The organism is Psychrobacillus sp. BL-248-WT-3 (assembly GCF_012843435.1).
Lineage (GTDB): Bacteria > Bacillota > Bacilli > Bacillales_A > Planococcaceae > Psychrobacillus.
This window is the reverse complement of sequence record NZ_JABAFC010000020.1, coordinates 42,174-65,169: the sequence shown is the minus strand read 5'-3', so window position 1 is coordinate 65,169 and position 22,996 is coordinate 42,174. Positions and strand designations below refer to the sequence as shown.

Sequence of the window (22,996 nt, the reverse complement as noted above, 5' to 3'; positions counted from 1 at the left end):
ACCTCTTTGTAGAAAGGGAGTAGCTCCGCCACTTCTTTTTCTCGAAGGTCCTCTGGTAATGGTGTTTTCTCCAGCACTGCTAGGCCGGTTTTCCCGATGTCTTTAAAGACATGTTGGAATTCTGGGAAGAACCGATCTGTCCATCGAATGATTCGATTTGTAATGATGCCAAGCTCTTTCTGAAGCGAGGCGCGATGGGATGCACCATTGCGCAGTTCCGCTTCGATACCTTCTAAAATGCGTGGGAAGCTGAACCGCCCATCGCGGATTAGCTTGGCGATGACCATCGCATCCTTCACATCGTTCTTTGTCTGTAGATTGTCATCCAATTCTTTGGATTTCTTCACGTGACTAGGATTCACGAACACATAGCGGATGTCATGCGCGGTTAAATGGGCCGCTAGGTTCATCCAGTAGTGTCCTGTTGGTTCGAACCCAACAAGGATTTCTGATTTCTCATGTTTGTTTTGTAATACAAGTAGCTGTTCATAGAAGGTCGTAAATCCTTCTGCCGACTGTCTGATGGGAAAGGACTTATGCAATACTCGTCCACGGTCGTCTACAGCACATGCGTAATGTTTGCGTTTGGCGATATCGATTCCGATGACCAACGTCTTTTCAGTCACTTGATTAATTTTATGATTCGTACTATTATTCATAAGGGGCCCTCCTATATATGTTTTGAGTATTCATTGGTTGTTACTCTAGCATCATATAAGAGGGTTCTTTTTTTTTCAAGTGCCTTTAAAGTTATAATACAGGAATGCTCCAGCGGGATGAGTGAGACAGATAAGACATCACAACCACGCGCGATAGCGATGGGTGATGGCTTATCGCTCACCCCGCGGAAAGCGTCCGGCTGGGGCGAAAAATCAATTCTACTCTATGATTTAAAGATTTCTTTGCATTATAAATCAACCCTACCCTTTAACATAGCCTTTATAAATGATCGTATTTCGTCCGTGCTACTTCTATCAAGCTATTTAGGACCTGACCTTTAAATGAATCTTCTACTGATTGACCGTCTTCTGTGCAGAAATAGTAGCACATTTTTTCTTGATTATAACTGAATCCCAGCTCATTTAGCTTTTCGTGTAAATTCTCTGGTAAGCCATCTAATCCAGTCTTTTGTTTAAAATAATCAGTTGCTAAAATGTAAACGTCTATATCTTTTACCCCAGTAGAAACAATAAACAAATCATGGTCCTGTTTTAGAATCCATTGCTTCTTAGAGTATAAAGAGATTTTCTTGTTTTCTAAAAATGCAAGTCCATTTGTATTTATACCAAATAGGTTTTTTAGGAGAATGCGAATCTGCTCTCCAGTCCAATCTTGCTGTTGATTTTCCAGGTACCATGTAATGGCTGCCTTTGGAGTAGGCTCTTTCAGGTTTTCAGCAGTTTCTATGTCTAACAAGTATGCTTTGTCTAAATCTATGTAAAAAGCATGGGATATAAAATGGGAGATAGATTCGGTAGTTACCTCTACTTCTTTAGAACTAAAATACCGATCCATAGCTTCTATTTTAGTCATCTCTACTAACTTGTCTTCAATTACTTCATTTTTAACGCCTTCACTTTTTAAGGTTTGGATGATTACTTCATCTATAGACGGATGGTATTTTGGAGAGTGTAAGAATGGCATAATATTCCTCCTTATTTTTAATTATCATACAATAAAAGTGGATGGGGTGCTTACATTATTTAAATAATTATTTAAAGAAATTGAAAGAATCAACTTAAGAAATACCCCTTTATAGGAATCGTTAATCTATTTCATAGAATTTAAGTATATAATTTTATACGTTTATATTATATGATTATTTAGAAATATTAAATTTATTTAAAAGTAAATATATTTTATAGGAAGGTGTGCCTATGAGTGATTATCTAATTCAAAATGTTCAAATGTGCTTAGAGGATGGCCAATTAATCGAAGGAGAGATTTTAATTGTTGACGGAAAGATAGCATCTATATCTGAAGGTACAATGGAAGAGTTTACTGGAGAAGTCATTGATGGCAAGGGATATGTTGCAATGCCTGGTTTTATAGATATCCATATTCATGGCGCTGCGGGGGCTGATTTTATGGATGGAGATCTCAAGGCTACGAAAGAGATTGCCGAATATTTGCCTCAAGAAGGAACAACATCTTTTTTAGCAACAACTATTACTCACTCATCAGAGCGAATTAAAAAATCAATAGAAGTAAACACTCGATTCCTGACGGAGGGTATAGAAAATCAGGGAGCAGAGATGCTTGGTTTTCATTTGGAGGGGCCATTTATACATCCAGAGCAGGCGGGGGCCCAGCCGCTTCAGCATATACAAAAGCCTTCTGTTTCTAGTTTAAATAGTTGGTTTGGAGAACAACTAAGCAATTTGAAGGTGGTTACATTGGCTCCTGAGCTCGACGAAAATTTTGTCATGATTCAGTATTTAAAAGAGAAAGGAGTTATTTCTTCCGCAGGTCATTCGAAGGCGTCCTATCAAGACATTAATAATGCAGTAAAGAATGGGTTAACACATCTAACGCATTTTACTAATGCGATGACAGGTGTTCACCATCGAGAAATTGGGATGGTTGGAGCAGGATTCATGAATGAAATGCTTTTTTGTGAAGTGATTGCGGATGGTATCCATTTATCAGACGATATGCTTCGATTAGTTTTTAAGGTGATTGGACCGGATAGAGTCATTCTCATTACTGATTCTATGCGAGCGAAAGGACTTCCGGATGGAAACTATTCACTTGGGGATCAGCAGGTCAACGTGGTTGGTCGAACTGCTACATTAAAATCTGGTACGCTAGCTGGAAGTGTACTAAAAATGAATGAAGGTTTACGAAAAATTCAAGACCTAACTAATTTACCACTTCATGAGTTAGTGAAAATAACCTCAACAAATGCAGCGAAAAGATTAGGGGTAGATGATCGAAAAGGGAGTTTAGCAGTTGGGAAGGATGCCGACATTGTATTGCTAAATAACTCCTTTGAAGTACAATATACTTTTTGTAAAGGAAGGCTGAGTTATTCTAATGAGCAAAGGTAATATAACATGGTTGGAAGTTAAAACTTACGAAGAAATGAGTAAAATGGCAGCTACTATTTTTGAAAAGCAATTAATAGAAAAGCCATCTAGTGTATTAGGATTAGCAACAGGAGGAACTCCGATAGGTTTTTATAAAGAATTAGTGCAATGTTACATAAATGGTGATATTTCTTTTGAAGAAGCAAGTACGTTTAACTTGGATGAATATGTAGGAATCGGGCCGGAGGAGGCTACAAGTTACCATAAATATATGCAGGAGCATCTATTTAACCATGTAAACATTCCAAGAGAAAATGTTTATCTTCCAGATGGCTTAGCAACGAATTTAGAGAAGGAATGTGCCCGTTATGAGCAGCAGATTGAACAAAAAGGCGGAATTGATCTTCAATTATTGGGGATTGGTGTTAATGGACACATTGGGTTTAATGAGCCAGGTACGTCTTTTCAGTCAAGAACACATGTTGTCGAGCTTGCAGATAAAACAAAACAGGATAATGCTAAATACTTTCCAGAAGGAAAATCAGTCCCAGAGCTAGCAATTACAATGGGTATTGAAACAATTATGATGGCTAAGCAGATTGTGTTATTAGCCTTTGGTGAAAATAAAATAGAGACTTTGAATCGCATTAAGGAACAAGGCATCTCCGAGGATTTTCCGGCAAGCTGTTTGAAAAAGCATCCTCATGTAACTATTATTTATGGAAGTTAAAAATATATATTATCAAAAAAATGTTTGAGGAAGATATAGTATCTCCTCAAACATTTTAAATAAGAAATTTCATTCTCTTCCTTCAATTGAACTTGATAATTATTCTACAGTTGTTTTATAAAATTAACTAAATCAAGCTGATTTTCCGGAACAACTCCGTGACCGTCCTCGTATGTTTTATATGTAACATTAGCTCCTAGTTCCTCAAAATAATTTTTACTTTCTAATCCCCAGTGAGATGGAATTACGTAATCATATTCCCCGTGCGAAATGAACATAGTCAAATGATCGACAGGGTGCTTTCTATATTCCTCTTTCACAAAATCAGGTAAATAACCGCTTAGGGCAGCTACTCCTTTTATTACATCGCCCATAGTAAGAGCTATTGTCTGTGCCAATACAGCGCCCTGACTAAAGCCGACTAAACTTATTTTACTTTGATCTAAGCTATATTCCTGTACAGCCTCTGCAATAAACTGGTGTAGGTAAGTTAATACCTTATCAAAAACCTGTCTTTCTGGTCGTCCCTCTTCCTCAATCGTAAAAAATGCATATCCAGGATTAAATACAATTGGTCCACGCAAACTAAATATATGGTGGCTACCCTCTAATTCTTTTACAAGCTGGAGCAAATCCTCTTCGTTACTGCCCATGCCATGAAATAAGAAAAGAGATGGCTGGTCATTTCCATTAGTGGTCGGTGCTATATATTTATATGTAAAAGGTGACTTCATGTTAGCTACTTCCTTCCTTCTTGTAGTAAATACATTCTATCATATGCTTTATTTAAAGATAAAAGATAGTGCAAAGAGCTTTTCTAGTTGTTTAGGAAATTATAAAGTTCTGAACCTGTGGGACGCCTTGCCCCTCGGGTCAAATGGATAAAAGCTCCGGTGGCTGAGGAGCTGCCTCCTCGCTTTTCTCCATTTGCCTGTCGGGGCAGAGACAGGCGATTACGCTTTTCTTGTTTTAACCAGATTAAAAAGGGAAAAGTAAACAAACAATATAAGTAAATAAGGAGATGGTTAAATGACTAATTCAAGGCAGATGCCAAAGGAAGAGGGTCTAGATCATAGTCTCACGTTGTTACGTGAGGGGTATATGTTTTTAGCGAATAGACGTAAAAGCTTTGCATCTAATATCTTTGAAACAAGATTGTTGGGGCAGAAGGCGATCTGTATGGGTGGCGAAGAGGCGGCTAAGCTTTTCTATGATAACGATAAGTTCATAAGAATGGGAGCCGCTCCAAAAAGACTTCAAAAGACACTATTTGGAGTAGGCGGAGTTCAAGGATTGGACGAGGAAGAGCATAGAAATAGAAAAGGGATGTTCATGTCTATCATGACGCCAAATCATCTAGAGCGTTTAAACCGTCTTACTCAAAAATATTGGGATATCAAAAGTAGAGAATGGGAACAGAAAGACCAAGTTGTTCTATATGATGAATCGAGAGAATTATTATGCAAGCTGGCATGTGAATGGGCAGGGGTGCCTTTAAATGAGGGCGAAGTAAAAAAACGTACAGAGCAGCTGACTAAATTATTTGAGTCTGCTTCTGCGCTAGGACCTGAACATTGGATGGGAAGGCATGCTAGAAAAGAATTAGAGGATTGGATTGGAGAGCTGGTGGAACAAGTAAGAAATAGCGAGCTACAGCCACCAGAGGGAACTGCTCTCAACAGTTTTTCCTTTCATAAGGACATAGAAGGCAAGCTATTAGATAAAGAAATAGTTGCTGTAGAAGTGTTGAATATTATTAGACCAATTGTAGCAATCTCCGTTTATATTACCTTCACCGGCTTGGCCGTTCATCAATATCCTGAAAATAAACCGAGACTTTTAATAGAGGAAGAATTCCTTCAAATGTTTGTACAGGAGGTCAGAAGATTTTATCCTTTTTTTCCTGCGACAATCGCTAGAGTGAAAAAAGACTTTATCTGGAACGAGTTTCAATTTGAAGAAGGAACCTTAACCTTATTAGACTTGTATGGAACCAACCATGATCCTCATCTATGGGACAACCCAGAAATTTTCAATCCCGATCGTTTTGCACAGTGGGACGAGAGCCCATTTAGCTTTATACCTCAAGGCGGTGGAGATTTCAATATGGGCCATCGCTGTGCAGGAGAGTGGGTAACTATTGAAGTAATGAAGGTGAGCCTTCAATATCTTGCAAATAAGCTAGAATACGACCTTCCAAACCAGGATTTAAGCTATAGCATGGTAAGTATACCAAGTCTTCCACATAGTAAGGTTATAATGGCCAATGTAAAAAGCAAGTAACAATAGGAGACTAAAGATGAAAGAATTTAAAATTACTTACTTCTTTGATGAAAACCACTATATAAGAAGGTTTATTCACTTAGAATCATTGGAGGAAGCGGAAAGTCTGATTCGAAATGAAAGGGATCGGTTTATTTCCTTTTGGGATAGTAGAGGCATCTACCATGAATTGAATACGAAGAATGTCCGTGTAACCCAACTGTCTGAATACCATCGTATAGATAAAAGTAAAAAGGTACCCAAATGAAGCATAGTCTTCATGGGTACCTTTTTTTCATATGTGATTTTTGGCTGTATTTTCTTGCTTTAAAGTCAGCCGCTGTTTCTTTCCATACAAGTTAACGAGTAACAAGCTGCTTATTGCAATGGTCCCACCAACAATAGAAAGTGGAGAAGGAAGCTCATGAAGCCAAATCCAAGTAATAATTATAGCAACAACTGGCTCTGCGTATAATGTATTGGAAATAGAGCTGGCATCGCTCTTAGATAACGCTATTGCCCAAGTGAGGTAGGCTAATGCTGTAGGAAATATACCAATGTAAATCGCAGATAGATTTGCTTCTACAGTTGCGTTTTGAAGAGTATCGAATAGTCCAGGTGAAAAAAAGAGAAATGGTACAGTACCAGCCCAAGTAAAGTAAGCAGTAAGCTCAATAGCGCTATATTTCTTAAATAAAGGCTTTTGATATACGAAAAAAATAGAAGTGGCAAAAGCTGCAATTAGAACTAGGAATACTCCCGGAGAGATATCAAAGGATGAGTCTCCAGTCCCTAAAGCGATAAGTATTATTCCAACAAATCCAAACCCTAATCCTACCCATCCTACTTTTCCTAATCGTTCATTTAATATAACGACAGCCATCACAGTGGTAACAATTGGTGCAGAACCGATAAGCATACCTGCAGTCCCTGCAGAAATGGTCATTTGTCCAAATGTCACGCAAACATGGTAGAGGCTAATACCAATCCACCCTAATATTAATATTTTCCATAGGTCGCTTTTCTCAGGAAGTTTAAATTTACTTCCTGGCCAGAATGCAACAACAGCAAAAATAAGTGAGGCTATCAAAAATCTATATAAAGATAAGTGACCCGGAGGAAAGCCTCCATTTAAACTTGCACTAATAGCTGCAAAAGAAGATCCCCAGATAGCTACAGTCATAATTGCGAGAAAAAAAGCTTTTGTATTCATCTATCATTCACCGAGCCTTATGTTGTAAGATTCTTTATTTTAATATAACTAAGGAATCTTACAACATATATGAAATTTAAACAACATGACGACAGCTATTTGTCACACAAAATATAAAAAATAGCCATTGTGTAGAAAATTAGTGACTATATTACGACATTGTCTCTTTCATGTCAGTCATATACTATTAAGAAACTAATGATTTACATTTGACATAATTGGAAAAAAATACTTATTATTTTGAAAGGGGTGATCTAGAAGCAGAATCGAAAAGAGAAGAGCAGCTAGAAAACAAATCGAAGGGGTAGGTCAATTGAAAAAGTTACTTTTTTTATTGCTGGTAAGTGGGTTACTGATGGTTGGTTGTAGTGATGATACTGGAACAACGGATTCTCAAAGTAAAGGGGAAATAACTGTATGGGCTCATCCGTACACGGACAATCAGGAAAAAGAAGGGGAAATGTGGAAGGAGTTAATCGCTTCTTATGAAGATGCCTCTGGTGTGAAGGTTAACTTCCAACAAATTCCTTGGGCTAATCGCGATCAAAAAATATTGACTGCACTTGCAGCAAATAATGGTCCAGATGTATTTTATGCCATCCCTGACCAAATGCCTCAATATGCTGAAGCGGGAATGCTAGTTGACCTTAGCCCTTATATGGAAAACAACGATATGGACGATTTTGTGGAAAGCTCCCTGGTTCCAACTAAGTGGAAGGGGAAAATGTATGGTGTACCGATTTTACAATCAGTCGAAACCTTTATGTACAACGTTGAAGTTGTGAAAGCGATTGGGGAAGATCCTTTCAAGCTTCCAACTACGTGGGAAGAGTTTGAAGAATGGGCAGCTAAAGCTAAAGAAAAAGGTTATTATGCTTCTAGCTTCCAAGGCGGAGGCTCAATGAATGGTACTCTGTATCCTTATTTATGGCAGGCTGGTGGTGAAATACTAACGGAAGACAATAAAGTAATGATTAATAATGAAAGTGGCGTAGAGGCATTTGAATTTATTAACAAATTATATGGTAATGGTTGGATTCCGCAGGATTCGATTACTGCCTTAGACCATGATGCCTTATGGGATAGCGGAAAACTGTTATCTATTCAAGGAGCAGGAAAATCAGTAAGTAGAATGCTAGAAAAAGAGACTTTTGAGTTTGTCATTGCTCCGCCATTAAAGAATAAAAAACAAGCTACCTATGGTACCACTGGCATGTTTGTTGTTCCGGTAAATTCAGATAATAAGGATGCAGCTGCAGAGTTTATTAAAGTAATTACAAATGCTGAAAACCAAAGGAAATTTAATAGAGAAACTCAATTCATTCCTACTAGAGAGTCAGCAAAAGATATTTATGACGATCAAAAATATCTCGCCCAATTAGCTTCTTACACGGAGTTTACACAGTCAGGAGTCATTCATCCGGAAGGGCGTAATATTATGCCGTTAATACAAGCAGAACTTCAAACCATGCTAGAAGGTAAGAAAACTCCTAAAGAAGCGGCAGATGCAGCAGCCAAAGCTATTGAAGGAAAGCTAAAGTAACAAGAAAAGAGAGCGTGATCTAAAGAATAGATCCCGCTCTCTTTTTTAAGATTTCAGGTCCTCAACCAACATGTCTTTACTAACTAATGGTTTTTCTTGTTGTACTTTTTGTTTTTGCTCAATTCTTCTAAAGGCTCTAAAACTTAACACGGTTATTGCGTAGGCTAGAAGGCTTCCTGAGAAAAGTGGTATGGCTCCAGGTAAAAATGTTAGAAAAAAATACATAGCTAATGTACTTGCTAAGATGCCAAAAAGCTCTAAGGGAGACGTAATAGCGATAAGAAACGACTGTTTTATGTATTGAAAGTAATTTAGTTCAAAATGAACATAAACAGGAAAGAAAAATAGTAGTGTAAGAATACTAGAGATTAGGATGAAAAATAGAGCAGGTAATAAAAAATTAAATTGGCCATTACTTAATTGAACAAATTGAAAGTCAAAAATTAAAAAATAACAAATGAAAGCAAAAAATAAGCCAAAACTATTTGCCTTCCAGAAGTCTTTTTTAAAGATTCTCCAAAAAGATTGAAAGACTTTAAATGGTTCTTTGCCCTCCTTCATGACCATCAATCTTACAACCCCAAATAATGCGACAGTTGAAGGGAATAGACCTAAAATCCCTAAGCCTAAAACAGTGAACATAATCCACAATAAATTCAAGTAAATTAGTGACAACATCCAATATGCAACTTTATTAAAATTATCCCAGTTCAGCTTCATTTTCTCCTCTCAAACAGAAGTCTATTAATTAAAGACTATTTATAGACATTGTCTCTTTATTGTTAATCATATAAGATAAGTAAAAGTTAACTTATTATTTTGTAATTTCAGTATATTTTAGGCTATTAAGAAAGTAAATAGTTTTATAATTTGAACTTGATAGCGCTTTCTTAAAATGTACTCGAAGTTTTTACAATTTATATCTGTGAATGTTGGAGACGTTACGGAGAAAGAACGAGCCAGAGCAGTTTATTAGGAGGAGGGATTTAGTAATTAAGTAACAGTTATAATCCAAACAAAATATTTTAAAAAGGGGAAGGGGTAAATATATGAAAAAGCTGTGGTTATTTTTAATATTGTTAGTATTTAGCGCCTTAATGGTAGCTTGTAGTGATGATGAGGCAGGGGAAAAAATAGAAACGTCTGGAGAAGCTGGAAAGGATGGTTTTTCAGGAGAAATAACTGTTTGGGCACATCCGTATACAGGGGACCAGGAAGTAGAAGGTAAAATGTGGGATGAAATTATTGCTTCTTATGAAGAGGCTACAGGAGTAAAGGTCAACTTTGAACAAATTCCTTGGGCAAATCGTGACCAAAAGGTTCTTACTGCTTTAGCTGCTAACAATGGTCCGGATGTATTTTATGCTATCCCTGACCAAATGCCACAATATGCCGAAGCAGGGATGCTAACGGATCTTAGCCCATATTTAAAGGACAACGATATGGAGGACTTTGTTGAAAGTGCTCTAGTTTCCACTACATGGAAGGATAAAGTATACGGTTTACCTATTCTACAAGAAGCATATACCTTCCTTTACAATGTAGACATCATCAAGGAAATCGGTGAAGATCCATCCAAACTGCCAGCAACATGGGAAGAGTTTGAGAAATGGGCAGAAAAAGCTAAAGCAAAAGGGTATTACGCATCTAGCTTCCAAGGTGGAGGTTCTATGAACGGTACATTATATCCATATCTTTGGCAGGCTGGTGGAGAAGTACTTACAGCAGACAATGAAGTAAAGATTAACAGCGATGCTGGTGTAGAAGCGTTCGAGTTTATCAACAAAATGTATAAAAACGAGTGGATTCCAAAGGATTCTATTACCGCATTAGAGCATGATGCTTTATGGGACGGTGGTAAACTGCTTTCTGTCCAAGGATCTGGAGCATCTATTAGCCGTATGTTAAGTAAAGACACATTTGAATTTGTTATTGCACCCCCATTAAAAAATAAAGAACAAGTTACGTATGGAACTACTGGTATGTTCGTAGTGCCTATTAACTCTGAGAATCCAGATGCAGCAGCTGAATTTGTAAAAGTTATGACGAATGCTGAAAACCAACGTAAATTTAATCAGGTTACTCAGTATATCCCAACGCGTGAATCTGCAAAGGATATCTTTGAAGAGCAAAAATATTTAGCACAGCTAGCGACTTATACTGAGTTTGCTTTACCAGGAGTTATACATCCAGAGGGACGCAACATTATGCCTTTGATTCAAGCGGAGCTTCAAACAATGATGGAAGGCAAGAAAACTCCAAAAGAGGCTGCTGATGCAGCTGCTGAAGCAATTAAAGGAAAAGTAAAGTAAATCTAATAGGGAGTTTGGTCTTTGACAGATCAAGCTCTCTATATGATTAATCTACATATGAAAGGGTGTTTACACTGGTAAATACAATAGGTAAACCTTTAGCGTCCAAGAAAAATGGGATGACGCTAAGGGCTAGATTAAAAAGACAATGGGATCGTAATGCAATCGTCTATATTTTTCTTATTCCGATCTTAATACATTTTGCTATTTTCCAAGTGTACCCATTCCTTTTAAGCTTTTATTTAACATTCATGGATTGGAAGGTAATTGGTGATCCAGAATTTGTAGGGCTTAAGCATTGGAAATACTTTTTAAGCGATAGTATAGCGTGGAAGGCCTTATGGAATACTGTGATGTTTTCGGTTTATTATATTGTCCCGACAATGGCAGTGGGCTTAATACTAGCCTTAATTATTAATTCGGGTGTTAAGATGGCTGGATTTTTTAAAGGGATTTTCTTTTTACCTGTTGTCACATCTTTTGTAATTATCGCTGGCATATGGGGATGGTTATTCAGAGGGACAGAGGAAGGAATGATTAACTATCTAATAGGGCTAATCGGTATTGAGCCTCAGCTATTCTTATCTGATTCTAGTCAGGCTTTACCTGTTTTAGCCGCATTAAGTGTCTTTAAGGTTGCCGGGAGCACTATGATTTATTACTTCGCTGGTCTCCAATCGATAGACAAGGGGCTATATGAGGCGGCTAAAATGGATGGCGCATCGACAAGTAAAATCTTTTGGAAAGTAACTTTTCCTCTATTAAAGCCTATTCATTTTTATGTAGCGATCACTACTACTATCGGGTCGTTCCAAATTTTTGACTCAGCTTACTTGCTAACAGGCGGAGGACCAAACTATGCAACAACGACTATTGTTTATTACTTATACAATCAAGGCTTTACTAGCCTGAATTTAAGCTATGCTGCAGTACTTTCCTATGTGCTATTCTTCATCATCCTAATGATCTCTCTCTTACAAAGAAGGTTTTTAGGGAAAGAGTCTAATCTCTACTAGAAGGGGATGAAAGTGTTTGAAAAAGGTAATTTCCTATGTTGCTTTGTTTATATTGGGTTTTTGTTTTCTAATGCCCTTTATCATTATGATTTTAGGGTCTTTTAAAAATGTAGAATACGCACAATTAGACCCGCTTTTTTGGATTCCAGATGAACCAACTCTAAAAAACTACTTTTATATTATGAGAGATGGCCAATTTCTCCGATGGATTTTTAACTCAGTTGTTATTACTGTGATACCCGTAGCGAGTCAGATGATTTTTTGTGCAATCCTAGGTTATATTTTCGCAAAGAAAAAATTCTTTGGGAGAGAGGTTATATTTTGGGTGTTTATGGGGGTTATTATGATTCCTCAACAATTGTTGATCATACCAAAATATATTATGTTCTCTGACTTTGGATGGATCAATACCTATTGGGCGCTTATTGTTCCAGAGCTCTGGGGAATAATGGGGGTTTTCCTAGTAAGACAGTTTCTACAGGGAATACCAAATGATTTAGAAGAGGCTGCATATATAGACGGGGCAAATGATTTACAGATATTCTTTAAAGTTATTTTACCTCTCTCTATTCCGGTAGTCGCTACAGTTGGAACTTTTGCCTTTATCTCCAACTGGAACGATTTATTTCAGCCACTAATTTATTTAACTCAGGAAAAAATGTTCCCAGTAACACTTGGCTTGGCTTCGATGTTAGGAAAGGAAGGAAACTTTGGGATAGAAATGGCAGGTTCTGCAGTTTCTTTTATACCAACTTTTCTTATTTTCCTATTCTTCCAACGATATTTTACAGAGGGAATTCAAATGTCAGGTTTGAAATGATGAATTCTAACCAAATAGGTTTTGATGTAAGGAGCGATTGAAGTGAAGTCAGTTATTGCTAAAGATCAAATGGTTTATATAGAAGAAAGGCCTAAGATGGATATTTTACCTTCCTATCTTATGATCAAAACGTTGTATAGCGCTATATCTCCCGGGACCGAGTTGAGTTTAATATCAGCGAGCAATGCCCGAGAGATTTCATTAGGGTATAGTGCTGTTGGTATTGTTGAGGAATGCGGGAACGAAATCACTGACTTTCAAGAAGGAGATATAGTTGCTTGCTACGGTGCACCCTACGTGGGGCATTCTGAGTATTTATGTGTACCAACCACCTTATGTGCCAAGGTTCCAATTGGTATGGATCCAAAAGAAGCATCTCTAGCTGGAATTGGAGCAATAGCTATTCATGCACTTCGAAAAGCGAAATTAGCATTTGGAGAAACAGTGGTGATTGTTGGGCTTGGATTGTTAGGGCAGATGATTGCAAAGGTAGCTCATGCTGCTGCCTATGATGTTCTTGCATACGATGTACAAGCTGAAAGAGGAGCTATGTTAAAAGAAGAATCAGAAATTACCTCCTTTTCGAAGTTAGAGGACATGAAAGAAGAGATTAATGTGCGTACATTCAACCGAGGAGCAGACGCTGTATTGCTTTGTGCGGGAGGCAAACGGTCAACGCTTACTGGTCAAAGCTTGGAATGGATACGCAACCAAGGAAAGGTCGTTATTGTAGGAGATATTGAGCCGGACTTTCCACGAGAGTTAATGTTTGGGAAGGAAGCTCAAATCCTCATCTCTAGAGCAGGGGGGCCAGGGAGATATGACCCTGTCTATGAGAAACAGGCAGTGGATTATCCTTATGGATATGTGCGGTGGACAGAGGGAAGAAATGTAGCTGAATATTTAAGATTAGTGAATGAAAAGCGTATTAAGATTAATTCATTTATAACGGAAGAAGTGAACATAGATCAGGCGCCAGCTGCATATAAAGATTTGACTGACAAGAAATCTAAAACCCTGACGAAGCTAATACGTTTTCGTTAGGAAGTAGTTTTATAACTGGAGAGGAGCATTTTAATGTTGAAGGTTGGCGTGATTGGTGGAGGATCTATTTCACAATTTCATATTACCCCTTATCTCTTACATAATCGGGTAGAGCTAGTAGCATTATGCGATCAAAACGAGCAAAGACTTACGGAATGTGGTCATCAATATGGTGTTACTCATATGTATACCAACTATAAAGACTTATTAGCTAACAAAGATGTAGATGCAGTAAGCATTTGTACATGGAACAATACGCATGCTGAAATTGCTATTGCTGCACTGGAAGCAGGGAAGCATGTGTTAGTTGAAAAGCCCTTATGCATGACGGTCGAGGAGGCGTTGGCAGTCGAGGCTGCGGCAGTAAAGTCAGGCAAAGTTTTACTCGTCGGATTTGTTAGAAGACATGGTAACAACTCTAATATCTTAAAGCAATTTATCGATCAGGAATATTTGGGGGAAATCTATTACGCAAAAGCATCTTGTTTAAGAAGACTAGGAAATCCAGGTGGCTGGTTTAGTGATAAATCTAAATCTGGAGGAGGAGCCCTTATGGATTTAGGAGTTCACATGATAGATCTTTGCTGGTATTTGATGGGGAGGCCTAGACCAGTTTCTGTCAGTGGCAACACGTATTCCAAACTCGGTAATCGAAGTAATGTCAAAAACCTTTCCTTTTACAAGGCTGCTGACTACGACTCTTCTTTAAACAACGTGGAAGATTTAGCAAATGGATTAATTCGTTTTGAAAACGGAGCATCTTTGGCGGTAGATGTAAGCTTTACGCTTCAGGCAAAAGAGGATCAAGTAAGCGTTAAATTGTTTGGAGACAAAGGAGGAGCTGAAATAGAACCAGAGCTAATTATTGTGACGGAGCAGAATGATACTATTTTAAATATTCTTCCGCAGGTTGACAACAAAAGCTTTGACTTTGCAGGCTCTTTTACTAATGAGATAAACCATTTTGTAGAATGCTGCTTAGATGGGAAATCGCCTGTTGCACCTGTTGAAGATGGGGTCGAAGTAATGAAAATGTTGAATGCTATCTATGAATCTGCTCAAACAGGTAAAGAAGTTTATTTGTAAGGACAAAGTTTGCTTAGAAAGGAGGAGCTAAATCGATTTGGGTAGACAAATTGGAGACTATTCTTTAAACCATTTAAAGGCATACCAGCCAATGCTTACTCGTAAGCCGGTAGACTTTCAGGTGTTTTGGGAAGAACAAAAGAAGAAAATAAGCAATATCCAACCAAGTGTCACAGTTGTTTGGAAGGATTACGTGATTCCTACTATGGAGGTAGCAGATTTAGTGTTCGAAAGCTGGGATGGGACACCATTAAAGGGATGGGCTATTAAGCCTAAAGGTGTTGAACGATGTCCTGTTATATTAAATATCCATGGATATACAGGTAGCCGTGGACTGCCCTTAGACTATTTAAAGTGGATTTCTATGGGGATAGCTGTGTATGCCTTTGATGTTCGAGCGCAAGGAAGCTCACCGGACTACGCTAAATACAATAATGGAAGTAGAAGTCTTGGTTGGATGCTAAATGGTATCCATGATCCAGATAAATATTATTATACGAATGTGCTTAAGGATTTACTAATACAGCTTGAATGGATTAATTCACCGGAGGCTCTTTTTAACCCAACAAAACTAGGAGTTGTAGGAAGCTCTCAAGGAGGGGGCTTAGCCTTAGCAATTGCAGGATTGGATCAAAGAATAGAACTAGTAGTCTCTGATTATCCATTCCTCGCAAATTTTGAAAGAGCCTTAGAGGTGTCTTTGGCAGGACCGTATATGGAGTTTATCAACTATTTCAAGTATACAGACCCACAATATGACACCTATGAAACATTGATGAATACACTTGGCTATATTGATTGTGTACATTTCTGTGAATCTATTAATTGCCCGACCCTAATGTCTATTGGATTAGAGGATTCTGTAACACCACCATCCACTGTCTTTGCAGCCTATAACTATTTACGAACAACAAGTAAGGAAATAGAAGTCTACCCTCAATATGCACATGAGGTTAACCCTTTTCATGAAGAAAAGAAGTTAGCTTTTGTCAGAAAATATTGGAGCTGAAGGGATAGATATAGGAGGGGAACAAATGAAAGTTAGTATAAGTATGTATAGCTTAGCTTCCACTCTTCGAGGAGAGAATTGGTCAGTTTCAGATTTTATTGATTATGCAAAAAATATATCTTTGGATGGCGTAGAGCTTTTAGATATTTACTGGCAAAATCCTGTTAACAAGGATGAAGAGATACAGAAAGTTGTCGAGAAACTGCACAAAACCAATCTAGAAGTATCAGCTTATGATATTACAAATAACTTTGTTCATCAAAACAAGATTGAACGAAAAGCGGAAGTTGAGAAAGTAGTAGAAGGCATTCGTGTCGCCAAGGCTTTGGATGCTAATACAGTTCGTGTTTTTTGTGGAGATATTAGAGAGGGCCTTATCTATGAAGATTGTTTTGATTGGATCATCGAGGGCTTGAAGGAAAGTGCAAAGGTAGCTGAACAGGAAAAGATAGTGTTGGCTATTGAAAATCATGGTCTTTTAGCGGGAAAAAGTCAGCAGATTCAGGAAATTATTAAAGCAGTCAACAGTCCGTATGTGAAATCTACCTTTGATACGGGGAATTTTTTATTAGTCCACGAAGAGCCTACGAAGGCATTTGACCGGCTTAAGACTGAAATAGCTCATGTGCACTTTAAGGATTTCAGAGAGAAGGAAGTTCATGAAACCGTAAAAGGCTTTCGTTCAACGGAAGGAAAAGAGCTAATCGGGGTTATCCCAGGTGACGGGAAAGTAGATTTAACTTATATCGTAGAAGGACTTAAAAAACAGGATTACCAGGGGTGGCTTTCTATTGAGTATGAAGGCTTTGAGGATGCGAAGCTAGCTAACGAAGAGGCGGTGCGTCGACTTAGAAAGCTGTTGAATTGAGGAGTGATTAATCATGAGAATTATTTTAGGTGATTTTACTGAAGTAGAGCTAGGACAGGCAAGTAGGCTTCAGTCTGTTGAAAAGCTAGTGGAGATTAACGGTGAACAAGTTTCTTTTGTTATGGACGCTACAGAGAAAAACTTAAGAGCTCTAGAGAAAAGTGGATATAATATTTTCATTCCAGCAGACTTACTTAGTTATGTAAATGAGGATAGTGACGCCAAGGTATATTTTGAATTGGAGTGTTATCCTTTCTACAAAAAAATAAAAGAAGTAATAGAGAATGGCAGCAAGGCAAATGGCGTATTTCGTTTTCGAAGAATGGTAAGAGAGTATAACCTAGATATTATGGCAGGAGACCTCTATGTACTTTCCTTATTATTTGGTGAACCTAAAGTGAGACAAATAAAAAGGTCTAAGCGAGATTCTGGTATAAGTCATATGATTCTCATGATCCGTTTTGAAAGTGGAGCCATGGCCCATGTCGAATTTACGATTGCAAATGTGGAACGAGTTGAAGTGGAATGGAGTGGAATGAAGCGTATTGTTGAATTTGATAGTGAGGAGTTGAACGGTCAGCTTCTTCCATTACAATACAATGCAGATGATGTATTGCGCTCTGCAAAAAAGGTAGATGCTGTACTGATTGAAAAAGTGAAATTCTATCGGGATTTCATAGCTGGAGGTACACTTATATGAAAATAGGTATGATGAGTTTTGCTCATATGCATGCAAACAGTTACGCGAACGCTCTAACAAAAATGAAAGACGTGCAGATTGTTGGTATCTTTGATGAGTCGGCAGAGAGAGGGCAACAGGCAGCTGCTTTGTTTGGTGCGCCCTATTTTAACAATCAAGAGGAATTTCTCTCCTTAGACATGGATGCAGTGATCGTTTGTAGCGAAAATAATCGACATAAAGAGATGGTAATCAATGCAGCTAAAGCTAAAAAGCATATTTTATGTGAAAAGCCAATTGCTACTAATATAGAGGATGCAAAGGAAATGATTGAAGTATGTAAAGAGCAGTCGGTCATTTTGCAAATAGCTTACCCCGTAAGATTTAGTACTCCAATTCGCCATTTAAAAGAGTTAATTGATAAAGGAGAGCTAGGAGAGATTATTGCTTTTCGTACCACTAATAGAGGACAAAACCCTGGTGGTTGGTTTATAGAAGAAGAAGCGGCTGGAGGAGGAGCAGTGCTTGATCATACGGTACATATGGTAGATATAATGCGTTGGTATATAGGACAGGAAGTTTCAGAAGTGTCTGCTATAGTTGACTCCTATTATCATGATATTGCAATAGATGATGCGGGTCTGCTTACGTTAGAATTTGCAAACGGTGTAATTGCTTCTCATGATCCTAGCTGGTCAAGATTTGCTCAATATCCCACTTGGGGTGATGCAACGATTGAAGTCATTGGTACCAAGCAAATAGTTAAGGTAGATGCCTTCAAGGAGCATTTCCGTATGTTTGTTAGTGGAGAAAAATCTCTTGAACACGTTTTCTATGGAAATGATATGGATTTTGGGTTAGTACAAGATTTTGTTCAATGTGTAAAAGAAGGAAGAGAGCCATCGGTTACTGGCTATGATGGTTTAAAGTCGCTTGAAGTTGCCTTGGCTGCATATGAGTCTAGTAAATTAAAGCAACCAATTAAATTATAGAATTCTACAGGCACGTGTCTAGAAGAACATGGGCCTTTTACTGTAGCTAGAAATCAAGATATTAATCTAAAAGGCAGTGATATTATGAATTTGATTACTTACTTTAGCAAACAAGAGCCAATTCTATTTGCAGGAGAAGAGTTAAAAAGGCTGTTAGAAAAAGCCGGTATCGAAGGCTCCTTGCAACTTGTTGAATGCTTTAAAGATAGCGATGATCATCAAATTTTATTAATTACGAGAGAACGATACGAATCATTATCGATTGATTCCAAGCTATCTGTGGAATTAAACCTAGATGGCTTTGCCATAGTAAAACAAGGTACCAATATCTGGATTATTGGGGAGGAGCCACGCTCTGTTTTATATGGAGTTTATAAGTATTGTGAAATGGTTTTAGGCTACAGATGGACTCAGTTGGACCAAGAAGAAATATTTCAAGCGCCGCTTCAAGAGCAAGAAGAGCTTTCTACCTTTAATCCTACTTTTCAAAGAAGAGGAAATATTATTGAAACCATTGATAACTCAACATTTATTAACTCGTTAATAGATTGGGGAGTAAAGAATGGCCATAATGAATATTTTTTTACTTTCTTTTTATGGGAAAAAGTAAAAAGGTATGTAGCTCCGACCTTAAAAAAAAGAGGAGTAAAGGTAACATTAGGCGGCCATTCACTTCAATTTTTATTAAACGAGATAGGTATTCAGAGTGCTAAGCAAGAAAATATTCAATTCTTTACAAGAGATAAGATAATACAGGAGAAGGTCATCCAAAAAATTGTAGCCATTTGTAAAGAGAATGAGGTGATTTCTAGAATATCCTTATGGCCAGAGGATGTTGGTATTGGAGAGAAAAACGCCAGTGACTTTATGTCGAGTTACATTTTATTTACTGAAAATTTAAATAAATACTTAAAGAGAAGTGGGCTGCAGGTAGAGGTAGAGCATATAGTCTACAACGCTGGACTTTCGTGGAGCATGCTAGAACGCGACAATAACACGAATATCTCGTCAGAAGTTGATATTCTATTTGCATACTGGGGAAGAAATTACGCAGAAAGTATAGAATCACAGGAGATTAATCAGCAAAGAGCTAATCATTCATTAAAGGATTGGAACGCGGGAGCCACACAGAATGGTAGAAATCTAACCGTTTTAGAATATTATAGCGACCATTTCATGCTAAGTGAGCTATTCCCACCTCTGGCAAAAAGAATTGATGAAGACGTAAGGGATTATCGACGTCAAAACGTAGCGGGAATTTTAAATCTCATTGTCCCGCCACATGTGAAAGACCACTCTACGGAATTAGACAAAAGTTACCCATGGATGTGGGCCCAACATTTTAATAATTATATATATACGAAGCTTGTTTGGGGACAGAGTTTAAGTGAGTCTCTAGAACAATATTTTCAGATCTATGCTTCTGATTCGACACAGATTAAAGAAGCATTTCTCTTTTTAGAAGAAATAATCTCTCCTCATACTAAATGGAATGTACCACTATTTCCAGCTAGAGTCGTCGATCCAGAAAAGATTACAGATACGGCAGAACGGCAGGGGGTTGTATGCTTTCTAAACGAGATCGGTAAGCATCTTGGTCAGACGGATTTTGAAGAGACAGAAAGGCTGCTCTCTACTCAATCGAAAGATGTTCCTCAATCTTATACACCAACAGAATTAGCCAACATATACTTCTATTTTTTAAAAACAGTAGCTGCAAGAACTCTAAAAGAATGGAACGAGAAATAAGAGAAGGAGGGAAGCGAATGAATTTTAAAAAACTTTACTATTACAAGCCTACACCAAAAAATAAAGAATCTAAAATTGTGGAGAAAGACCTAATCATCTACGGTGCAACTCCCGCTGGCTTGACGGCAGCTGTTCAGGCTCGTCGAAACGGATTGACTGTTGCAGTAGTAGAATTTAGCCGAAATATCGGGGGAATGACTGCCAGTGGGTTAGGAGCAACAGATCTTGGTGCTGAAAAGGCAATTGGTGGACTTGCTAAGGAGTTTTACGAAGAGGTAGCTAAATACTACCATAAGGAAAAACAATGGAGATTCGAACCTAAGGCTGCACAATCTATATTTGCCTCATGGATGGATAAGTACGATATTCCTGTATTTCTTAATGAGCATTTACAAAAAGTCCTTAAAGAGGATGGGAAAATAAATGAAATCATTATGGAGAGTGGTAATAGATTTAAAGGTAAAATCTTTATGGATTGTAGCTATGAGGGAGACTTACTTGCGCTAGCGGACGTTTCCTATTTTGTAGGTAGAGAGTCGAATGCCACTTATAAGGAAATCTATAATGGCGTTCAATTTGGTGCACCACATCATAAATTTGAGAAGTGGATTGACCCGTATAAGATAGAGGGTCAGGAGGACAGTGGACTATTACCAGGTATAAGTGTAGATAGTAAAGAGTCTCTAGGATACCAGGGACAGGGGGATCATCGGATTCAAGCCTATAACTTTCGAATTTGTTTAACAAATAACCCTAAAAATCGAATTTCTTTTCCAAAACCCCCTAACTATGAACCTCAGCGTTATGAGCTTTTATTACGCTATATTAAGTCGGGCGTGTGGGATGCTATGAAGCTACATACTCCACTCCCAAATGACAAATCGGATTTAAATAACCACGGTGCAATCTCCACTGATAATATTGGTAAGAATTATGAATGGCCAGAGGGTAGCTACGAAAGACGAGAGGAGATTTTTCAGGACCACGTAAATTATGATCTTGGGATGCTCTATTTTTTATCTAATGATGAACGAGTCCCACAGTCAATCCGTGAGGAAGTAGCATCTTGGGGGCTACCAAAGGACGAATTTATGGAAACGGGACATTGGCCGCATCAATTATACATCCGAGAAGCAAGAAGAATGATATCAGATTACGTCATGACAGACCATAACTGTCTTGGACAATCCTTTGTTGAAGACCCAATTGGATTGGCTTCCTTCCATATGGATTCTCATAACTGCCGACGTGTGGTGATTGATGGAAGATGTGTAAATGAGGGAGATGTGCAGGTCCCGATTTCTCCATTTGAGATATCCTACCGCTCCATACGTCCAAAAGTAGAGGAGTGTACTAATTTGCTTGTTCCAGTTTGTTTATCCAGTTCTCACATTGCTTTTGGATCTATACGAATGGAGCCAGTATTCATGATTCTTGGACAATCTGCAAGTGTTGCAGCCAATTTAGCTATTAAGCATAATACATCTGTCCAAGAAATAGATTATCAGGAACTAAAACAAGAACTGATGAAAGTAAGCCAGGTAGTTGAATGGAGTAGCGACATGAAGGATGACCCTATTAAACGTATGCAAGAGACATTCGGACAATAGTAGAAAGGATGACGTGAAATGAAAACCATACCTTGGGATGTTAGTAGACTAGCGGAAGTGGTTGAGCTCTGGAACAAAGAATTGGGAGAAGAATATCCAATGCGTCAAGAACTTTTTAACCAAAATAGTTTGGAAGACAAGAATGTCCTAGAAGATGGTTGTGCCATGGCGGTAGACGACCAAAATAACATAATAGGGTTTATTGTAGCTAAAAAATGGCAGGAGAACGTAGATATAAAAATGGATTCTAAAAGGGGGTGGGTTCAGGTAATCTTGGTTGACACAAATTACCGGAATAAAGGGTTAGGGACAAAGTTACTTAATAAGGCCGAAGAAACTTTAAAAGATCATGGTATAGAGGAGGTTCAGTTAGGCGGAGATCCTTTTCATTATTTCTCTGGAGTACCTCTACAATTTGGGGAGACACAACAGTGGGTTGAAAAGAAGGGCTATGTGAAAAGAATCGACACATATGACATGATTAATCATCTAAGTAAGAACTATTCCATGCCCGAAGACAAGACAGTGTCTTATTCAGCCTTACAACCGGATGAAAAGGAAGAGTTTCTTACCTTTTTAAACAATTCTTTTCCTGGCAGATGGGAATACGAGGCGATCAAATATTTTGAATCGAATGGAAATGGAAGAGAGTTTGTAGTACTCAAAAAGAATGGACGTATCATTGGATTTTGTCGAATCAATGATGATGCATCCCCAACGATTGCGCAGAATGTTTATTGGAGTCCTTCCTTTACAACTAAGGTTGGAGGGATTGGACCCCTTGGAGTAGATTCGAGCGAACAAAAGCAAGGATATGGATTAGGAATTGTACAGGCTGCAATGGTTCTATTACAGGAAAGAAAAGTCGAAACTATTATTATCGATTGGACGATATTAGTAGACTTTTATAAAAAACTAGATTTTGATATTTGGAAAGGATATGGGATTTATTTAAAGGATTTAGCAGGTACAAATTGAAATAGCGTTTACAGAAGAAAGAAGTACTCGATTTTAGACTCATTCAAAGTCGACAA

22 protein-coding genes are annotated in these 22,996 nt (G+C 38.0%); 17 read left to right on the top strand and 5 right to left on the bottom strand.

Features of this window, described 5'->3' with window-relative positions; genetic code table 11:
- A partial coding sequence (locus tag HF876_RS11585) for an IS110 family transposase (RefSeq protein WP_169360215.1) occupies window positions 1-659 on the bottom strand: 659 nt, incomplete at its 3' end.
- A gap of 280 nt (window positions 660-939) precedes the next feature.
- On the bottom strand, window positions 940-1,644 hold the full coding sequence (locus HF876_RS11580; RefSeq protein ID WP_169360214.1) for a hypothetical protein: 705 nt from the start codon (window positions 1,642-1,644) through the stop codon (window positions 940-942).
- A gap of 233 nt (window positions 1,645-1,877) precedes the next feature.
- Between HF876_RS11580 and nagA the strand changes: the two genes are divergently transcribed.
- Complete coding sequence (nagA, locus tag HF876_RS11575; RefSeq protein ID WP_169360213.1) at window positions 1,878-3,050, top strand: N-acetylglucosamine-6-phosphate deacetylase; 1,173 nt, start codon at window positions 1,878-1,880, stop codon at window positions 3,048-3,050.
- Window position 3,051: 1 nt separating this feature from the next.
- Complete coding sequence (gene nagB / locus HF876_RS11570) at window positions 3,052-3,759, top strand: glucosamine-6-phosphate deaminase (RefSeq protein WP_346764074.1); 708 nt, start codon at window positions 3,052-3,054, stop codon at window positions 3,757-3,759.
- Between the two features lie 104 nt (window positions 3,760-3,863).
- Here the strand turns inward: nagB and HF876_RS11565 are convergent, their stop codons facing one another.
- On the bottom strand, window positions 3,864-4,493 hold the full coding sequence (locus tag HF876_RS11565; RefSeq protein WP_169360211.1) for an alpha/beta hydrolase: 630 nt from the start codon (window positions 4,491-4,493) through the stop codon (window positions 3,864-3,866).
- A gap of 295 nt (window positions 4,494-4,788) precedes the next feature.
- Here HF876_RS11565 and cypC point away from each other — a divergent pair, with 295 nt between their 5' ends.
- Both cypC and HF876_RS11555 read left to right on the top strand, forming a co-directional pair.
- The gene (cypC, locus tag HF876_RS11560; RefSeq protein ID WP_169360210.1) at window positions 4,789-6,042 is read left to right on the top strand and encodes a CYP152 family fatty-acid peroxygenase CypC; all 1,254 of its coding nucleotides are present in this window, start codon (window positions 4,789-4,791) and stop codon (window positions 6,040-6,042) included.
- A gap of 16 nt (window positions 6,043-6,058) precedes the next feature.
- The gene (locus tag HF876_RS11555; protein WP_169360209.1) at window positions 6,059-6,289 is read left to right on the top strand and encodes a hypothetical protein; all 231 of its coding nucleotides are present in this window, start codon (window positions 6,059-6,061) and stop codon (window positions 6,287-6,289) included.
- 27 nt (window positions 6,290-6,316) lie between these two features.
- Here HF876_RS11555 and HF876_RS11550 read toward each other — a convergent pair whose 3' ends face one another.
- A complete protein-coding gene (locus HF876_RS11550; RefSeq protein WP_169360208.1) occupies window positions 6,317-7,234 on the bottom strand; it encodes a DMT family transporter in 918 nt (305 codons plus the stop codon).
- Window positions 7,235-7,547: 313 nt separating this feature from the next.
- On the opposite strand from HF876_RS11550, the gene HF876_RS11545 reads away from it, so the two are divergent.
- Entirely contained in the window at window positions 7,548-8,777 is a 1,230-nt protein-coding gene (locus HF876_RS11545; RefSeq protein ID WP_240949742.1) for a sugar ABC transporter substrate-binding protein, read from the top strand.
- 45 nt (window positions 8,778-8,822) lie between these two features.
- On the opposite strand, the gene HF876_RS11540 is transcribed toward HF876_RS11545, so the two are convergent.
- Entirely contained in the window at window positions 8,823-9,497 is a 675-nt protein-coding gene (locus tag HF876_RS11540) for a YesL family protein (RefSeq protein ID WP_169360207.1), read from the bottom strand.
- 329 nt (window positions 9,498-9,826) lie between these two features.
- On the opposite strand from HF876_RS11540, the gene HF876_RS11535 reads away from it, so the two are divergent.
- The 12 genes from HF876_RS11535 (at window position 9,827) to HF876_RS11480 (ending at window position 22,940) form a co-directional block, all read left to right on the top strand.
- Window positions 9,827-11,089, top strand: coding sequence for a sugar ABC transporter substrate-binding protein (locus HF876_RS11535; RefSeq protein ID WP_169360206.1), 1,263 nt, complete (start codon window positions 9,827-9,829; stop codon window positions 11,087-11,089).
- 119 nt (window positions 11,090-11,208) lie between these two features.
- Window positions 11,209-12,105, top strand: a complete 897-nt coding sequence (locus HF876_RS11530) for a carbohydrate ABC transporter permease (RefSeq protein ID WP_169360205.1) — start codon at window positions 11,209-11,211, stop codon at window positions 12,103-12,105.
- 16 nt (window positions 12,106-12,121) lie between these two features.
- A complete protein-coding gene (locus HF876_RS11525) occupies window positions 12,122-12,925 on the top strand; it encodes a carbohydrate ABC transporter permease (RefSeq protein WP_169360204.1) in 804 nt (267 codons plus the stop codon).
- 42 nt (window positions 12,926-12,967) lie between these two features.
- A complete protein-coding gene (locus tag HF876_RS11520) occupies window positions 12,968-13,969 on the top strand; it encodes a zinc-binding dehydrogenase (RefSeq protein ID WP_169360203.1) in 1,002 nt (333 codons plus the stop codon).
- Between the two features lie 33 nt (window positions 13,970-14,002).
- Complete coding sequence (locus HF876_RS11515) at window positions 14,003-15,055, top strand: Gfo/Idh/MocA family protein (RefSeq protein WP_169360202.1); 1,053 nt, start codon at window positions 14,003-14,005, stop codon at window positions 15,053-15,055.
- 37 nt (window positions 15,056-15,092) lie between these two features.
- Complete coding sequence (locus HF876_RS11510; RefSeq protein WP_169360201.1) at window positions 15,093-16,064, top strand: acetylxylan esterase; 972 nt, start codon at window positions 15,093-15,095, stop codon at window positions 16,062-16,064.
- A gap of 25 nt (window positions 16,065-16,089) precedes the next feature.
- On the top strand, window positions 16,090-16,932 hold the full coding sequence (locus tag HF876_RS11505; protein WP_169360200.1) for a sugar phosphate isomerase/epimerase family protein: 843 nt from the start codon (window positions 16,090-16,092) through the stop codon (window positions 16,930-16,932).
- Between the two features lie 13 nt (window positions 16,933-16,945).
- Window positions 16,946-17,632: a hypothetical protein gene (locus tag HF876_RS11500; RefSeq protein ID WP_169360199.1), complete on the top strand. Its 687-nt coding sequence runs from the start codon at window positions 16,946-16,948 to the stop codon at window positions 17,630-17,632.
- Entirely contained in the window at window positions 17,629-18,603 is a 975-nt protein-coding gene (locus tag HF876_RS11495) for a Gfo/Idh/MocA family protein (protein WP_169360198.1), read from the top strand. The genes HF876_RS11500 and HF876_RS11495 overlap by 4 nt, the downstream gene beginning before the upstream one ends.
- 84 nt (window positions 18,604-18,687) lie before the next feature.
- The gene (locus HF876_RS11490) at window positions 18,688-20,352 is read left to right on the top strand and encodes an alpha-glucuronidase family glycosyl hydrolase (protein ID WP_169360197.1); all 1,665 of its coding nucleotides are present in this window, start codon (window positions 18,688-18,690) and stop codon (window positions 20,350-20,352) included.
- Between the two features lie 17 nt (window positions 20,353-20,369).
- A complete protein-coding gene (locus HF876_RS11485) occupies window positions 20,370-21,962 on the top strand; it encodes an FAD-dependent oxidoreductase (protein ID WP_169360196.1) in 1,593 nt (530 codons plus the stop codon).
- An 18-nt stretch (window positions 21,963-21,980) separates the two neighbouring features.
- Window positions 21,981-22,940 (top strand): GNAT family N-acetyltransferase, encoded by a 960-nt coding sequence (locus HF876_RS11480; protein WP_169360195.1) that lies wholly within the window; start codon window positions 21,981-21,983, stop codon window positions 22,938-22,940.
- Window positions 22,941-22,996 lie beyond the last annotated feature (56 nt).

What these genes read in the sequence shown, in the direction of transcription:
- HF876_RS11480 (WP_169360195.1), top strand. Translation starts at nt 21,981, where the DNA reads ATGAAAACCATACCTTGGGATGTTAGTAGACTAGCGGAAGTGGTTGAG.
- HF876_RS11550 (WP_169360208.1), bottom strand. Translation starts at nt 7,234, where the DNA reads ATGAATACAAAAGCTTTTTTTCTCGCAATTATGACTGTAGCTATCTGG.
- HF876_RS11565 (WP_169360211.1), bottom strand. Translation starts at nt 4,493, where the DNA reads ATGAAGTCACCTTTTACATATAAATATATAGCACCGACCACTAATGGA.
- HF876_RS11490 (WP_169360197.1), top strand. Translation starts at nt 18,688, where the DNA reads ATGAATTTGATTACTTACTTTAGCAAACAAGAGCCAATTCTATTTGCA.
- nagA (WP_169360213.1), top strand. Translation starts at nt 1,878, where the DNA reads ATGAGTGATTATCTAATTCAAAATGTTCAAATGTGCTTAGAGGATGGC.
- HF876_RS11485 (WP_169360196.1), top strand. Translation starts at nt 20,370, where the DNA reads ATGAATTTTAAAAAACTTTACTATTACAAGCCTACACCAAAAAATAAA.
- HF876_RS11530 (WP_169360205.1), top strand. Translation starts at nt 11,209, where the DNA reads ATGACGCTAAGGGCTAGATTAAAAAGACAATGGGATCGTAATGCAATC.
- HF876_RS11515 (WP_169360202.1), top strand. Translation starts at nt 14,003, where the DNA reads ATGTTGAAGGTTGGCGTGATTGGTGGAGGATCTATTTCACAATTTCAT.
- HF876_RS11495 (WP_169360198.1), top strand. Translation starts at nt 17,629, where the DNA reads ATGAAAATAGGTATGATGAGTTTTGCTCATATGCATGCAAACAGTTAC.
- HF876_RS11500 (WP_169360199.1), top strand. Translation starts at nt 16,946, where the DNA reads ATGAGAATTATTTTAGGTGATTTTACTGAAGTAGAGCTAGGACAGGCA.
- HF876_RS11580 (WP_169360214.1), bottom strand. Translation starts at nt 1,644, where the DNA reads ATGCCATTCTTACACTCTCCAAAATACCATCCGTCTATAGATGAAGTA.
- HF876_RS11535 (WP_169360206.1), top strand. Translation starts at nt 9,827, where the DNA reads ATGAAAAAGCTGTGGTTATTTTTAATATTGTTAGTATTTAGCGCCTTA.
- HF876_RS11555 (WP_169360209.1), top strand. Translation starts at nt 6,059, where the DNA reads ATGAAAGAATTTAAAATTACTTACTTCTTTGATGAAAACCACTATATA.
- cypC (WP_169360210.1), top strand. Translation starts at nt 4,789, where the DNA reads ATGACTAATTCAAGGCAGATGCCAAAGGAAGAGGGTCTAGATCATAGT.
- HF876_RS11505 (WP_169360200.1), top strand. Translation starts at nt 16,090, where the DNA reads ATGAAAGTTAGTATAAGTATGTATAGCTTAGCTTCCACTCTTCGAGGA.
- HF876_RS11540 (WP_169360207.1), bottom strand. Translation starts at nt 9,497, where the DNA reads ATGAAGCTGAACTGGGATAATTTTAATAAAGTTGCATATTGGATGTTG.